The sequence below is a fragment of the Cellulomonas sp. McL0617 genome (genome assembly GCF_049994875.1).
GTDB lineage: Bacteria > Actinomycetota > Actinomycetes > Actinomycetales > Cellulomonadaceae > Cellulomonas.
In genome coordinates, this window is record NZ_CP188256.1 from 1,786,407 (window position 1) to 1,800,647 (window position 14,241).

The 14,241-nt window shown below is 72.2% G+C and carries 12 protein-coding genes; 3 read left to right on the forward strand and 9 right to left on the reverse strand.

What is annotated here, in order from left to right:
- Window positions 1-44 precede the first annotated feature (44 nt).
- Window positions 45-341 carry an SHOCT domain-containing protein gene (locus ACPPVS_RS08080; protein ID WP_426595530.1) on the reverse strand — a complete coding sequence of 99 codons (297 nt, stop codon included), beginning with the start codon at window positions 339-341 and terminating at the stop codon, window positions 45-47.
- A 46-nt stretch (window positions 342-387) separates the two neighbouring features.
- Window positions 388-846 carry a DUF6325 family protein gene (locus ACPPVS_RS08085; RefSeq protein WP_426595531.1) on the reverse strand — a complete coding sequence of 153 codons (459 nt, stop codon included), beginning with the start codon at window positions 844-846 and terminating at the stop codon, window positions 388-390.
- Window positions 847-1,247: 401 nt separating this feature from the next.
- On the opposite strand from ACPPVS_RS08085, the gene ACPPVS_RS08090 reads away from it, so the two are divergent.
- On the forward strand, window positions 1,248-3,719 hold the full coding sequence (locus tag ACPPVS_RS08090; protein WP_426595532.1) for a LuxR C-terminal-related transcriptional regulator: 2,472 nt from the start codon (window positions 1,248-1,250) through the stop codon (window positions 3,717-3,719).
- A gap of 10 nt (window positions 3,720-3,729) precedes the next feature.
- Here the strand turns inward: ACPPVS_RS08090 and ACPPVS_RS08095 are convergent, their stop codons facing one another.
- Window positions 3,730-3,933 carry a hypothetical protein gene (locus tag ACPPVS_RS08095; RefSeq protein ID WP_426595533.1) on the reverse strand — a complete coding sequence of 68 codons (204 nt, stop codon included), beginning with the start codon at window positions 3,931-3,933 and terminating at the stop codon, window positions 3,730-3,732.
- Window positions 3,934-3,981: 48 nt separating this feature from the next.
- Between ACPPVS_RS08095 and ACPPVS_RS08100 the strand changes: the two genes are divergently transcribed.
- Complete coding sequence (locus tag ACPPVS_RS08100) at window positions 3,982-4,428, forward strand: MarR family winged helix-turn-helix transcriptional regulator (protein WP_426595534.1); 447 nt, start codon at window positions 3,982-3,984, stop codon at window positions 4,426-4,428.
- Between the two features lie 79 nt (window positions 4,429-4,507).
- Window positions 4,508-5,197 carry an esterase/lipase family protein gene (locus ACPPVS_RS08105; protein WP_426595535.1) on the forward strand — a complete coding sequence of 230 codons (690 nt, stop codon included), beginning with the start codon at window positions 4,508-4,510 and terminating at the stop codon, window positions 5,195-5,197.
- Window position 5,198: 1 nt separating this feature from the next.
- On the opposite strand, the gene ACPPVS_RS08110 is transcribed toward ACPPVS_RS08105, so the two are convergent.
- The 6 genes from ACPPVS_RS08110 to ACPPVS_RS08135 form a co-directional block, all read right to left on the reverse strand.
- Window positions 5,199-6,023, reverse strand: a complete 825-nt coding sequence (locus ACPPVS_RS08110) for an alpha/beta fold hydrolase (protein ID WP_426595536.1) — start codon at window positions 6,021-6,023, stop codon at window positions 5,199-5,201.
- Window positions 6,024-6,116: 93 nt separating this feature from the next.
- Window positions 6,117-7,037 (reverse strand): ABC transporter permease, encoded by a 921-nt coding sequence (locus tag ACPPVS_RS08115; protein ID WP_426595537.1) that lies wholly within the window; start codon window positions 7,035-7,037, stop codon window positions 6,117-6,119.
- The gene (locus ACPPVS_RS08120) at window positions 7,027-7,782 is read right to left on the reverse strand and encodes an ABC transporter ATP-binding protein (RefSeq protein ID WP_426595912.1); all 756 of its coding nucleotides are present in this window, start codon (window positions 7,780-7,782) and stop codon (window positions 7,027-7,029) included. The genes ACPPVS_RS08115 and ACPPVS_RS08120 overlap by 11 nt, the downstream gene beginning before the upstream one ends.
- Window positions 7,783-7,814: 32 nt before the next feature.
- The gene (locus ACPPVS_RS08125; protein ID WP_426595539.1) at window positions 7,815-8,942 is read right to left on the reverse strand and encodes an ABC transporter substrate-binding protein; all 1,128 of its coding nucleotides are present in this window, start codon (window positions 8,940-8,942) and stop codon (window positions 7,815-7,817) included.
- Window positions 8,943-9,349: 407 nt separating this feature from the next.
- Window positions 9,350-11,494: a glycogen debranching protein GlgX gene (gene glgX / locus ACPPVS_RS08130; RefSeq protein ID WP_426595540.1), complete on the reverse strand. Its 2,145-nt coding sequence runs from the start codon at window positions 11,492-11,494 to the stop codon at window positions 9,350-9,352.
- Window positions 11,495-11,504: 10 nt separating this feature from the next.
- Window positions 11,505-14,240 carry an MGH1-like glycoside hydrolase domain-containing protein gene (locus ACPPVS_RS08135; RefSeq protein WP_426595541.1) on the reverse strand — a complete coding sequence of 912 codons (2,736 nt, stop codon included), beginning with the start codon at window positions 14,238-14,240 and terminating at the stop codon, window positions 11,505-11,507.
- Window position 14,241 lies beyond the last annotated feature (1 nt).

Below are 14,241 nucleotides of genomic sequence, written 5' to 3' on the forward strand. Positions count from 1 at the left end.
CGGAGAGCGATCACCGGGCCCCTCGTCGTGAGTGGTGCAGCGTGTCAGGCGGTGAGGATCTTGTTCTTCTGCACCTCGAACTCGATGTCCGTCAGGACGCCCGAGTCACGCAGTGCCCCAAGCTGCGCGAGCTGCGCGAGCTTGTCGTCCGTGCTTGCCACGGGGGCGGGGGGCGGGGGCGCGTACTGCGGCTCGGCGTACTGCGGGGCCTGCTGGGCCGCCTGCTGGTCGGCCTGGTCGTTCCAGCGGCCCGCCTGACGACGGGACACGCGGTTGGACACCGCGGTGGCGGTGCCGGCGACGACGGCCGTCCTGGCGACGGTGCGCATCAATCTGGGCATGTCTTCCTACCTCTCTCGACGACGTTTCCCGGGGAACCCGGGGTACCTAATCGGCGGCCTCGATCTCGTCCAAGGACGCGAGGATCGCCTGGACGGGGATGCGGCCGCTGGCGACGAGCTGGCCGCCGGCTCGGCGCACGGCGGCGGCGAAGGGTGCCGCCCACACGTTCTCGAACACGATCACGGCGGCGGCGGTGCTGGGGAGCAGCGCCTCACCGGCCTCCGCGACGTCGTCGTCACCGATCAGCCCGGAGTGCACGCCCGCGAACACGGTCAGGTCGAAACCACCGCCGTCGAGCTGGTCGAGCTCGATCGCGCCGACGTTGCCCTCCTCGTCCTTCAGGACGAACACCAGGTCGAGGATCCGGATGGTCTTGCTGTCGACGAGGTCGAGAAGCAGCGGGAATGCTTCGCCGGTGAAGTTGGTCCGGGGGAACTCGATGACGAGATAGTCGATGGGACCCGTCTCTTCGAGGCTCTCGAGGCCGGCGAGATCGTCGGTCATGGTGGGCAGTCCTTTCGTCGCACAGTCGTGCCCAGCGCTCATGCCCCGGACAGTCGACCTTCGGGCGGAACATTGCGACCTTAGCGCGCAAATCGGCTCACGAGTGCCGACAACGGCAGCCTCACAGGCACGGTTCGCCCGGACGGTCCACGGCACCGTCCGCGCAGGTGGACGTGCGTGGCGTACCAGCCGTTCCAGCGGCCGTCCGGGCAGTTCAGTAGTGCGCGTCCTCCCCGCGTGGCTCGCAGGTGCGGATGTGTCGTCCTCCCCGGCTGCCGGGTGTCAGCGCTCTTGCCGCGGTTCGCCCCGAGGGCTTGACTGGCCACGGACGGTCTCGCCAGGGGGCACCGAGGTCCGCGCTCGTCCCCGTCGTCGGGTCACGCGCGAGGAGATGGGCGGCCATGGGCAGCACGCTTCGAGGCGGCCCGGCGAGCACCGGTCGGCAGACCGACCTCCCCGCGCCGGTCGGGCGCCTGGTGGTGCGCCCACGGTTGACGGCGATGCTCGCGGCCGAGGTCCCGCTGACGCTCGTGGTGGGCCCCGCGGGCTCCGGGAAGACCGTGGCTGTCGCCACCTGGGCCGCGCAGGTGCCCGGGCCGGTCGGCTGGGTGACGCTCGACGCGGCCGACCTGGTCGGGGCCGCGCCCTGGGTGCCGATCGTCGCCGCACTGCGCCGCACCGGCGTGCGGGTCCCCGCGCTCGTGTCGCTCGGCGATGGAGCCGCAGGGGGAGCGGCCTTCTCGACGATGCTCGGCGCGCACGTCGCCGCGCACCCGGAGCCCGTCGTCCTCGTGCTCGACGTCGGCGGCGCGGTCCCCGCGGACCTCGCAGAGGGGCTCGAGCGTGTCCTGCGGCAGGCCCCGGGGCGGCTCCGGCTCGTCATCGTCAGCCGCGTGGACCCGCCGGTGCCCGTGCATCGCTATCGCCTCGAGGGCGCGGTCACCGAGCTCGACGCGACGGACCTCGCGTTCCGCCCCGAGGAGGTCGGGGCGCTCCTCGACCACGCCCGGCTGACCCTGTCGGCCGACGGCGCGCGAGCGCTGCACGCGCGCACGCGCGGCTGGGTCGCCGGAGTGCGGCTCGCGATGCTCGACGCCGAGCGGTCGGGGGGCGGCTCGTGGGCGGGTGAGGTCTCCGCTGCGAGCGGGTCGGTCGCCGCGTACCTGCGGGCCGAGGTGCTCGACCAGATCGCGCCCGCCGAGCGTCGGCTGCTGCTCGACTGCAGCGTGGCCGACGACCTCCCGACGGGTCTGGTGGGCGCGCTCGGCGGATCGGTGCGCGCGCTCGAGCGGCTCGGGAAGGCCTTCGTGGAGGAGTCGCCGGGCCGGCCGGGGTCGTTCGTGCTGGCGCCCCTCGCCCGCGAGCTCTACTACGCCCAGCTCGTCGCGGAAGATCCCGAGCGCGCCCGGGTGCTGCACCGGCGGGCCGGGGAATGGCTTGCCGGCGAGGGTCGGTGGAGCGACGCCGCCTCACAGGCGGCACGCGCCCTCGCCTGGGACGAGGTCGCCCGGTACGCCGTGGCGGGGGGTGTGGTCGCCGACCTGGTGCGGGGTCACCTGCCCGCCGAGCGCGTCGCTGCGCTGGCCCGGGTCCCGGCGTCCACGCCCGGCGTCGACGCCGCGATCGTGCGCGCCGTTGCCTTGGCGGCCCGCGGCGACGTGACGCGAGCGACCGCTGAGGTCGCCGAGGCGCGCCCCGCGCCGGACTCGCAGGTCGCGCTGGGGCTGCTCCAGGTCGTCCTCGCGTCCGGGCGCGGGGATGCCGCCGGCGTCGTCGCCGCTGCCGACCGTCTCGGGCCGCCGATGCAGGACCGGCCGGACGTCGTCGCGGCGATCGAGGCCCTCCGTGGCGACGCGCTGCTGGTGCTCGGGCGGCTCGAGGCGGCGGCCCTGGCCTACCGGGGCATCGGGTCCCGACGCGGCCGGCTCGCGCTGGTGGAGGCGCTCCGCGGCGAGCTGCGCGGGGCTCGGGCCCTCGCGGACCGCGCGCAGTCCGGGCCGGGCCGTGTCGACCCGTCCGGGCAGATCGCGTCGGCCTGGGCGAGCCTGGAGGGCGACGAGCTCGACGCCGCCCGCGCACACCTGCGTCGCGCGGGCCGCGTCCCGATCACGCCAGCCGACCCGGTGCCGGGCACGCTGGTGGCCCTGCTCGAGGCACGGCTGCGGCGCGCGTCCGGCGACCTCGAGGGCGCTCGCGACGCGCTCGCCGTGACCCCGGCCGGGTCGGCGTGGCTGGCCGACCTGCTGCTGCTGGAGCACGGGGCGCTCGACCTGGCGGGCGGCCGGCCGGGGTCGGCGCTCGACCGGCACGCGTCGGTCGCCGATCCGACCAGTGAGGGCGCACAACGGCTGCTCTGGCAGGTGCGGCTCGCCGAGTGGGCGGGTGCGTCGGCGCACCCTGCGCCCGACGCCTCGCTCGCGGTGCGGGTCGAGGGGTGGCTGCTGGAGGCGTCGCGACGGTTGAGCCTGGGGGAGCGGGCCGCGGCGCGACGCGCCGTGCAGCGTGCGCTCGACCTCGCCGCGCCCGAGCAGCTGCGCCGCCCGTTCCGTGAGGCGTCCGTCGACGTGCGACGGCTCCTGCTCGAGGAGCCGGCTGCGGGACCGTCCACGCGTCCCACTCGGCGTCCCGCACAGCGGCCGGAGCTCCCGGTCGACGAGTCGGTCCGAGACCTGGTCGAGCCGTTGACGGAGAAGGAGTGCGAGGTGCTCGGGCACCTGGCGGCCATGCTGTCGACCGACGAGATCGCCGCGGCGATGTTCGTGTCCGTGAACACCGTGCGCACCCACGTGCGCAACATCTTGCGCAAGCTCGGTGCGTCGCGCCGCAACGAGGCCGTCCGCAAGGCCCGCGCGATCCACCTGATCCCTGCCTGATCGGCGTGGGTCAGGGCTGCTCCGGCGCCCGCTCCACCAGGAAGGCCTGTCCGTCGGGTCCGACCACCCGCTCGAACTCCTGCCGCAGCTGCGCGTCACGGGCGCGCTCGTCGGGCGTGAGTGGGCGGCGTCGCCCGCGGATGTTGCCCACCTGCGCGGGCCCGAAGTAGGTGAGGAGCCATTCGGTGGCGTCCTTGCGGCGCTTCTCGGTCACGTCGTCTCCTATGCTTAGTGCACTAACTATATCCCCCGAGGAGGGTCGATGACCGACGAGCGACCGGACCCGTTGGCGGTCGAGGCGCAGGTCTGCCTGACCGTCTCCGCCGCCGCGCGCAGCCTCGTCGGGTTCTACCGACCGCTGCTCGAGCCGCTGGGCCTCACCCACCCGCAGTACCTGGCCATGCTGGCGCTCTGGCAGTACGGCCCGATCTCGCTCACCCAGCTGGCCGGCCACCTGCACCTCGAACCCGCCACGACGTCACCGCTCGTGCGGCGCCTGGAGGCGATGGGCATGCTGCGGCGCGAGCGGGACACGGCCGACGAGCGCGCGCTGCTCCTGGTGCTCACCGAGACCGGTCGCGACCTGCGCGAGCTGGCGGTGCCCATCCCGGCGACGATGGTCGAGCGGCTCGCGCTCGATCCGGCCCAGATCGACGAGATCCGTCGTGCCGCCGAGCTGCTCGTCGCCGCCTGCGCCGCGGCGTCCTGAGCAGCTGCCCCCAAGGTCGGGACAGCCATCGCGAGCTCCGGACGTCGACCCGGACCGTGCACTACGGCACGATGGCCGCATGCCGGACCCGAAGCCCGTCCCGAGCGCGTCGCCGCACCTGTGGTGGCGCGTGCGGGACTACGCGAGCGTGCTGCGCTGGCAGCTCGCCGCGGCCCGCGGAGACGACGCCTACCGATCGCCCGTCGAGCCCGTCGGGCCCCCGGTCGTGCTCGTGCCCGGCGTCTGGGAGCCCTGGCAGTTCCTGCGACCGTTGGCCGAGCGGCTCTTCGCCCACGGGGTCCGCGTCCACGCGATCCCCGCGCTCGGCTACAACCGTCAACCGGTGGCCGACACGGCCGCGGTGCTCGGCGCGTACCTCGTCGAGCACGACCTGCGGGACGTGGTGCTCGTGGCACACAGCAAGGGCGGCCTGGTTGGCAAGCTCGCGATGCTCCGGCACGACCCGGACGGGCGCATCGCCACCATGGTCGCGGTCAACGCGCCGTTCGCCGGGTCGCGGTACGCGCGGTGGATCCCGATCTCGTCGGTGCGGGCGTTCGTGCCCTCGGACGCGACGATCACTGCCCTGGCCGCCGAGACCGCGGTCAACGCGCGGATCGTCTCGGTGCACAGCGACTGGGATCCGCACGTCCCCGAGGGGAGCGTCCTTCCCGGTGCGCGTGACGTCGTCCTGGCAACGCCGGGGCACTTCCGGCCGTTGGAGGACCGGCAGCTCGAGGAGCTGCTGCTGGAGCTCCTGCTGCCTTGAGTCAGCCGCGCGGCAGCTGGAGCACCCGGGTCAGACCGGGTTGGTCGGGATCGTCGACGATCTCCTCGCCGTCGAGCCACGACGTGATCACGTGCGCGAGCTCACCCGGGTGGCTGAAGTTGATCGCGTGCGCCGCGCCCTCGATGAGCACGACCGTCACGTGGGCCGGAGCGATGCTGCCGACCTCGCGGACGCGTCGGGGCGCGGGCATCAACGGGTCCCTGGAGCCGATCACCGCCAGCGACGGGACGGGCACCCGGACGAGCCGTTCGAGGGACGGGAACCTCGTCAGCTCGCCCAGCAGGTTCAGCGTGTTGATCGGTCCGAACTTGAGGTAGTCCGGCACGGCCACCCGCGCCATCTTGGGGCTCTCGCGTACCCCGTCCGTGGCGAGCTGCTTGAGGGCGCGACCCAGCGGCTGGTTGTGCACCCCACCCGCAGGCGAGACGAGGATCAGTCGGTGCACGCGCTCGGGTGCGGCGTGCGCGACCTCGAGGCTGACGACGGCGCCCATCGAGTTGCCGACGAGGATGACCTTCTCGAAGCCGAGCACGTCCAGCATCTCGAGCAGCGTGTGGGCCAGGGCCGGGATGCCGAGCGTGTGCGCCGGACGCTCGCTGCGGCCGTAGCCCGGCATGTCGGGGACCAGGTTGGGGCCGCGGTCGGTGAGCAGCCGCGCGGTCGGCATCAGGTACGAGCCGGAGATGCCGAACCCGTGGATGTGCACGATCGGGATGCCCTCGACGTCAGGGCTCCGGCGGTAGTACACCTGGCGGCCGTCGAGGGTCAGGTAGGCCTCGGACCAGGTCGGGTCGCTGCTCGTCACGTGCTGATCGTGGCAGAGACCGGTTCCCAGATCGAGGACTCGTGTTCATCGGGAACCGGTAGGCGTGTCCTGCGCCGCCTCCGGCCCGCGTCGCTACCTGCGGCGCTTCGTGCTCGACGTCTGGCCCGTCAGACCACGCGAGTGCAGCACGCGCCGTTCCAGCGGTGCGAACACCGCCAGCTCGATCGCGATGCCCACCAGGAAGATGAGGAAGATCGACGCGATCACGAGCGACATGTCGCTGGTGGCGCGGCCCAGGTCGAGCAGCTGCCCGAGGCCGCCACCGATGGTCTGGGTGATCAGCTCGGCCGCCATCAGGGACCGCCACGCGAACGCCCAGCCCTGCTTCAGACCGCCGAGGAATCCTGGGAGCGCGGCGGGCAGCAGCACGTAGCGGATGCGGGTCCAGCCGCGGGCGCCGAGCACCTGGCCGACGCGCAGGAACAGGGGCGGTACCTGGTCGGTCCCGGCGAGCAGGCCGTTGACGATCGACGGCACCGCACCCAGCAGGACGACGGCGTACATCGTCGCGTTGGTCAGGCCGAACCAGATGATCGCGGCCGGCACCCACGCCACGGACGGCAGCGACTGCAGGCCCGTGATGATCGGCCCGAACGCGCGCCGCAGCAGGGGAGAGGCGGCGAGGGCGACGCCGATAGCGACGCCCACCACCACCGACATGACGAAGCCGACGGCGGCGCGCTCGACGCTGCTGCGGATCGCGCGCCAGGCGGAGCCGTCCTGGATGCCGTTGAGCAGGGTCTGCCACACGTCGGAGGGGCTCGGCAACGCGTACGGCGGCTTGAGCTCGAGCGAGTACGCGACCTGCCACACGACCACGATCGCGACGAGGGCGGCGAGCACCGGCCAGGCGGAACGCCAGGTCGCGCGCAGGAACGACGGCCGGTCGACGCTGATCGGCGTCTCGAGCGCGTCGAGACCGGCGGCCAGCGCGCTCTCGGAGGGTGTCTCGGTCGACCGGACCGTGCCCGGTGCGTGGGTGTCAGTGGCCATGGCGAGCGATCTCCTGACGCAGGTGCTCCGTGATCTCGGCGCTGAGCGCGGACACGTCGTGGTCCTCGATGCGGCGCGGCTGCGGGATGTCGACGCGCCACTCGCGCACCACCCGGCCGGGTCGCGACGAGAGCAGGACGACACGCTGCCCGAGCCGGACGGCCTCCCGGACGTTGTGGGTCACGAAGATCACGGCGCGGCCGGTCTCGGACCAGATGCGGGTGAGCTCTTCGTGCAGGACGTCGCGCGTGATCGCGTCGAGTGCCGCGAACGGCTCGTCCATCAGGAGCAGGTCGCCCTCTTGCGCGAGCGCGCGGGCGAGGGCGACACGCTGGCGCATGCCGCCCGACAGCTCGTGCACCCGCTTGGGCGCGGCCCCGTCGAGCCGGACCAGCGAGAGCAGCCGTGCAGCCTCGGTCTTGCGCTCCTTGCGGGGCACGCCGCGCAGCCGCAGCGCGAGCTCGATGTTCGCCCCCGCGGACAGCCACGGGTAGAGCGCGGGCTCCTGGAACATGAGCGCCGGACGCCCGCCGGGTACCTCCACCTGGCCGGAGACCGGCTTGTCCAGGCCCGCGACGAGCGAGAGCAGCGTCGACTTGCCGCACCCGGAGGCGCCGAGCAGGCAGACGAACTCGCCGGGATGGACCGTGAGGTCGATGTGCTCCAGCACGGGCGGGCGCGAGGCCTCGCCGAAGTGCTGGGTGACGTCGGTGAGGCGCGCCGCAACGGCGGCCGGGGCATCGATGCCCGGGCCGCCGGCCGCCGTCGCGGTGGTGGTCACTTTCCGTCAGCTCCCAACCCGGCGTCGTCCACCGGCTTCTCGTTGTTCTCCTTCAGCACCTCGTTGAGGAGCGTCAGGTCGTAGATACCGGTGAGGTCCGTCTTCTTCGAGGTGCCCACCGCCACGCCGTGGTCGGCCGACGTCTGGAGGCTGGACGCGATCGGGTCGAGCGTCGGGGTCAGGTTGGCCCATGCCCGGTCGAGCACGGCCTCCGAGAGCGGCTTGGTCGTGAGCTTCTCGATGGCCGAGTTGGCCTCGGTCTTCGCGGCGTCGGAGTTCGCGGTCACCCAGACGTTCGTGGCGTACTCGGCCTCGATGAGCTTCTTGACCGTGCCCGGGTACTTCTTCAGGAAGTCGGTCGAGACGATCAGGTGCGTGGTGACGAAGTCGCCACCGGGCCACAGGTCCTTCTCGTCGACGAGGACGTGCCCGCCCGCGTCGACCAGCCGCGACGACCACGGCTCGGGCAGCCAGCCGCCGTCCACCTGGCCCGCCTTGAAGGTGTCGAGCGTCTGGGCGTTGTCCTGCGGCACGATCGTGACGTCGGACGGCGCACCCGTGAGCGAGCTGGTGAGCTTCTGGCCCGTGAGCCAGAAGCGCAGGGCGACGTCCTGGGTGTTGCCCAGCTGCGGCGTCGCCAGCGTCTTGCCCTTGAGGTCGGCCGCGGTCTTGATCTTGTCGTTGACGACCAGCTGGGCGCCGGCGGACGTGGCGCCCGCGACGATCCGGATGGCCTCGCCCTTGGACTGCGAGAAGGCGTTGATGGCCGGGTTCGGACCGACGTACGCGGCGTCGATCGCGCCCCCGAGCAGCGCCTCCACGGCCGCGGGACCGGCGTTGAAGATCGTCGGTGTGAGCTTCGTGTCCCCGAGCGTCTTCTGGTACGTGCCGTTGTCGACGCCGATGAGCGGGAGCGCGTGGGTCAGGTTGGCGAAGTAGCCGAGACGCAGCTCGGAGGCCTCGGCGAGGGGGGCGGCGGCGTTCCCGGAGGCGCTGGGGGCGCCGGCCGCGTCGGCGGTCGAGTCGGAGGAGCACGCGCCGAGCGACGCGAGCGCGGCGGCGGTGAGCAGGGTCGTCAGGGTGGCGGCGAGGCGGCGCGCGCGGGGCGCGGGGCGAGCAGTCATGTCGGGAGTCCTTGGTTCTCGAGTCGGTCGGTCAGCGCGTGCGGCGGTCGGTGATCGGCAGACATCGCCGACATCGCGCGCGCGCAGCGTCACGAGGAGCTCGAGCAGCAACGAACAAGGTGGACGCCATGAGGCGTTTCCTCCGCGGGGGACGGGGGTGGTCGCGGTCCTGCCAGGCCGACGTCGAGACCGGGGCCGGGCGATGAACGCGCGGCCGAGGGGGACGGGGCCGGGGGTTCAGATGCTCCGCGGACAGCAGGGGCACGCGGGAGCCATGACGACGTGACAACACGTCGAGGCGGCGCGGCGGGTCTGCATGTGACGAGGATGGCGGTCCCGGGTCCTCGGCGACACCCTCGTCTCGAATATTGGACTAAGCGGGTCGGAATTTGATACTTGCTGACGTGTCACGGTGTCGGCGCGCGGACGGGACTCGTCAGGACGAGCACCGACCACCCCGGGACCCAGAGATCGGCGCCCGCGCCGCGCGGCGCGGCGTCCGTCGGTTCGCCGGTGGGATCGGCGGAGTCGAGCCTGGCGGTCCAGGAGGCCCCGGGGCGCGGGTCCGGCAGCGTGAAGCGCACCGCCTGGGACCAGCCGTTCAACAGCAGCAGCAGGTCGGAGTCGACGAGCGGGCGCCCCTGGTCGTCCCGGTCGGGGGCGTCGGCGCCGTCGAGGTAGACCGCGACGCAGCGGGCGCGGGAGTCGGACCAGTCCGCGCCGGTCATGAACCGACCGGTCGGGGAGTACCACCCGATCTCCTCGGTCTGCGCACCGGTGAGGAACCGACGTCGGCGCAGGACCGGGTGCGTCCGACGCAGGGCGATCGCCTTGCGCGTGAAGGCCAGCAGCTCCGCGTCCGCACCGGCCCAGTCGACCCACGTCATCGGGCCGTCCTGGCAGTAGGCGTTGTTGTTGCCGCCCTGCGTCCGGCCCAGCTCGTCGCCGGCCAGCAGCAGCGGGGCGCCCAGCGACATCAGCAGCGTCGTCAGGATCGCCCGGGACCGCAGCCCGCGCAGGGCCGTGACCGCCGAGTCGCCCGTGGGGCCCTCCGCGCCGCTGTTCCAGGAGCGGTTGTCGCTGGTCCCGTCACGGTTCTGCTCAAGGTTCGCCTCGTTGTGCTTGCCGTCGTAGCTGACGAGGTCGCGCAGCGTGAAGCCGTCATGGACCGTGACCAGGTTGACGGAGGCGGACGGGCGACGGACCGACCCGCCGAACAGGTCGGACGAGCCGGACAGGCGCGTGGCGAGCTCGCCGAGCATCCCGTCCGTGCCGCGCCAGAAGTCACGCACGCTGTCGCGGTACCGCCCGTTCCACTCGCTCCACAGCGGCGGGAACCGCCCGAGGCTGTAGCTGTCCGCCTGCCCCACGTCCCAGGGCTCCGCGATCAGCTTGGTCCGACCGACGACCGGGTCCTGCGTGATCAGGTCGAAGAACGAGGCCGTCCGCTCGAAGCTGCCGTCCTCGCGCGCGAGGGTCGTCGCGAGGTCGAACCGGAAGCCGTCGACGTGCATCTCGAGGATCCAGTACCGCAGCGAGTCCATGATCAGCCGCAAGGTGGTCGCATGGTCGACGTTGAGCGAGTTCCCCGTGCCGGTCGTGTCGTAGTACGACCGCGGGTCTGTGGGGCTCAACCGGTAGTACGCGGGGTTGTCGATGCCGCGGTGGCACAGCGTCGGGCCGCCGGAACCGCCCTCCGCCGTGTGGTTGAAGACGACGTCGAGGATGACCTCCAGACCGGCCGCGTGCAGACGCTTGACCATCGTCTTGAACTCGGCCACCTGCCCCCCGACCACACCGGCGCGGGCGTGGGCCGAGTACGCCTCGTGCGGCGCCAGGTAGCCGATCGTGTTGTAGCCCCAGTAGTTGGTGCGCCCGCTCCGGGCGAGGAACTCCTCCGGGACGCTGTGGTGCACCGGGAGCAGCTCGACCGCGGTCACGCCCAGGTCGACCAGGTGCGCGATCACGGCGGGGTGCCCGAGGGCCGCGTACGTGCCACGCAGCTCGGCGGGCACGTCCGGGTGCAGCGCCGTCAGGCCCTTCGGGTGGGCCTCGTAGAAGACGGTGTCGGCGTAGTTGGTGCCCGGGTGGACGTCGCCCTCCCAGTCGAACGACCGGTCGACCACGATGCTGCGTGGCACGTGCCCGGCCGAGTCGAGCAGGCTGGGCACATCGGGATCCCCGACCGTGTACCCGAGCACCTCCGGCCCGAACCCGACGTCGCCGCTGATCGCACGTGCGTAGGGGTCGAGCAGGAGCTTGGCAGGGTTGCAGCGCAGCCCGCGGGAGGGGTCCCACGGGCCCGTCGCCCGGAAGCCGTACGCCGTGCCGGCCTCGACGCCCGGGACGAACGCGTGCCAGACACCGGCGTCGTTGTCGAGCAGCGGCACCTGGTGCTCGGCCCCGTCGGCGTCGAACAGGCACAGGACCATGCCCGTGGCGATGTCCGACGCCACGGCGAAGTTGGTCCCGCCGGGCAGGAGCGTGGCACCGAGGGGGAAGGCGGACCCGGGCGTGGACCGGACGGTCGGGATGACGGCGGCGGCGCTCATGGTCCGATCCTCACGACGTCGGGGGCCCCGCGGAAGTGGGTTCCGCCTGCTGGTCGGCCGGCGCGGCGACGGTGATGTGCAGGAGGTCGCTCAGCGAGGCGACCCCGGACCCCGGCCGACGCCGGATCAGGTCCGCGACGACGCCGGTCCAGCCGGTCTGGTGGGTGGCACCCAGGCCCGCACCGTTGTCGCCGTGGAAGTACTCGTTGAACTGCACGAGCCCCTGCCAGTGCGGGTTGTGCCAGAACTCCTGGACGAACCCGTAGCAGGGTCTGCGCCCGTGGTCGTCGAGCGTGAAGAGCGAGATCAGTCGGGTCCGCAGGTCGTCGGCGATCTCGGTGAGCGTCTTGTGCACCCCCGAGCCGGTGGGGAACTCGATCCGCACGTCGTCCCCGAAGAACGTGCCGTAGACCTTGATCGAGCTGGCCAGCAGGTAGTTCAGCGGGAACCACACCGGGCCGCGCCAGTTGGAGTTGCCGCCGAACATCGCCGTGGTCGACTCGGCGGGCTCGTAGTCGATGCTCGCGGTGAGCTCCCCGATCTCGAGCACGTACGGATGATCGCGGTGGGCTGCCGAGACCGCACGCAGACCGTAGGGCGAGAGGAACTCGCCCTCGTCGAAGAGCCGCGCGAAGAGGCGTTCGATGCGGTCCACACCCACGACGCCGACGAGCATGCGGCGCTCACCCGGTGCGCCGCGGACGGAGCCGGTACCCGGCGCGAGGTTCGCCGGGTCGAGCGCGTCGCCGAGCAGCCGCGCGAAGCCCTTGCCCAGGATGCCGACCTCGGCGATCAGGGGTTCGTCGATCACCACACCGGCGAGCACGGGCAGCACCCCGACCATCGACCGCACCTTGACCGGGATGCGCTCGCCGTCGTCCAGCTCGATCCGGTCGTAGAAGAACCCGTCGGTCTCGTCCCACAGGTCCTTCCCGTCCAGGGCGTTCTTGATGAGGGCGTAGTGCTCCAGGAACTTGATGGTCAGGTCCTGCGTGGGCTGCTTGCCCTTGCGGTGCAGGACGAACGCCATGGTCGCCATGTGCAGGGAGTACAGGGCCATCCAGGCGGTCGCGTCGGACTGCTCGAGCGTGCCCTTGACAGGCAGCCTGTCGCGGTCGATCGGGCCGATGTTGTCCAGCCCGAGGAACCCGCCCTCGAACAGGTTGGTGCCGTCGGCGTCCTCGCGGTTGACCCACCACGTGAAGTTGACGAGCAGCTTGTCGAACACCCGCCGCAGGAAGTCGAGGTCGGTGGCGCCGTCGACCGCGAACACCTCGAGGGCGGCCCACGCCTGGACCGGCGGGTTCAGGTCGTCGAACGACCACTCGTACGCGGGCAGCGCCCCGCTGGGGTGCTGGAACCACTCGCGGCAGATGAGGATGAGCTGGTACTTGGCGAACGCGGGGTCGACGTGGGCGAGGGCGACGCAGTGGAACGCGAGGTCCCAGGCCGCGAACCACGGATACTCCCAGGTGTCGGGCATCGACATGATGTCGAACGCGTCGAAGCTGCGCCATCGGCTGTTCCGGCCGGTCTTGCGCGACGCGGGAGGCACCGGCTGGCCCGGGTCGCCGTCGAGCCAGCGCGCGACGTCGTAGCTGTACAGCTGCTTGGACCAGAGCATCCCCGCGAACGCCTGCCGCATGACGAGCGCCTCGTCGGCCGTGCTCCCCGCGGGGGTCAGCTCGGCGTAGAACTCGTCGGCCTCTGCGCCACGCAAGGCGGTCACCGCGTCGAACGACGGGCCGACCGCGTCGGGTGGTCCGCCGCGGGCGCGCAGCCGCAGGCGGAGCTCGACCGTCTGCCCGGACGCCGCCTCGACCTGGTACCAGGCCGAGGCCTTGGTGCCCGTGCCCGCCGGGTTGACCGTCGGTGCGCCGTGCAGGACGTGGTCGTTGATCCCGTCCTTCGGGTACGCGGGGCTCGCCTCGGCGCCGAAGAGCCTGGCCGCGTTGGTCTCGTTGTCGCAGAACAGCAGGGGCGGCGCCACGCCGTCGGGGCCGGGGCCGACGACGAGCTCCAGGTCACCGAACACCGGGTGGTCGATGTCGATGGTGCCCGCGCCCGCCCGTAGCTGGGGGACGGGCTCGTCGTCGCCCCACGACCAGGTGTTGCGGAACCAGACGGTCGGCAGGACGTGCAGCACCGCGGGGTCCGGGCCCGCGTTGGTGACCCGCACAGACATGAGGACGTCGTCGGGAGCGTCCTTGGCGTACTCGACCTCGACGATCCAGAACCGGTCCTCGTCGAACGCGCCGGTGTCCAGCAGCTCGTACTCGGGCTGGTGCTTGTCGCGGCGACCGTTCTCGGCGACCAGGTCGTCGTACGGGAACGCGACCTGCGGGTAGTGGTAGCGCCAACGGTTGAGCGCATGGCTGGGCAGGGCGTCGGTGAACCACCAGTACTCCTTGACGTCCTCCCCGTGGTTGCCCTCGTTCCCTGTGAGGCCGAACATCCGTTCCTTGAGGATCGGGTCGACGCCGTTCCAGAGCGCGAGCGACAGGCACAGCCGTTGCTGGATGTCGCTGAACCCCGCCATGCCGTCCTCGCCCCACCGGTACGTCCGCGACCGGGCGTGCTCGTGCGGGAAGTGGTCCCACGCCTCGCCGTCGGCGCTGTAGTCCTCGCGGACCGTGCCCCACTGCCGCTCACTGAGGTAAGGACCCCAGTGGTACCAGTCGCCCGCTTGCAGGAGGCCGTCCTCCAGGCGGCCGAACGTGTCGACCCGGTCGCGCTCGGCACCCACG

Bases quoted from the DNA above. Each gene is read 5' to 3' on its own strand.
- ACPPVS_RS08100 (WP_426595534.1), top strand. From the start codon at position 3,982: ATGACCGACGAGCGACCGGACCCGTTGGCGGTCGAGGCGCAGGTCTGC.
- ACPPVS_RS08085 (WP_426595531.1), bottom strand. From the start codon at position 846: ATGACCGACGATCTCGCCGGCCTCGAGAGCCTCGAAGAGACGGGTCCC.
- ACPPVS_RS08105 (WP_426595535.1), top strand. From the start codon at position 4,508: ATGCCGGACCCGAAGCCCGTCCCGAGCGCGTCGCCGCACCTGTGGTGG.
- ACPPVS_RS08125 (WP_426595539.1), bottom strand. From the start codon at position 8,942: ATGACTGCTCGCCCCGCGCCCCGCGCGCGCCGCCTCGCCGCCACCCTG.
- ACPPVS_RS08115 (WP_426595537.1), bottom strand. From the start codon at position 7,037: ATGGCCACTGACACCCACGCACCGGGCACGGTCCGGTCGACCGAGACA.
- glgX (WP_426595540.1), bottom strand. From the start codon at position 11,494: ATGAGCGCCGCCGCCGTCATCCCGACCGTCCGGTCCACGCCCGGGTCC.
- ACPPVS_RS08080 (WP_426595530.1), bottom strand. From the start codon at position 341: ATGCCCAGATTGATGCGCACCGTCGCCAGGACGGCCGTCGTCGCCGGC.
- ACPPVS_RS08090 (WP_426595532.1), top strand. From the start codon at position 1,248: ATGGGCAGCACGCTTCGAGGCGGCCCGGCGAGCACCGGTCGGCAGACC.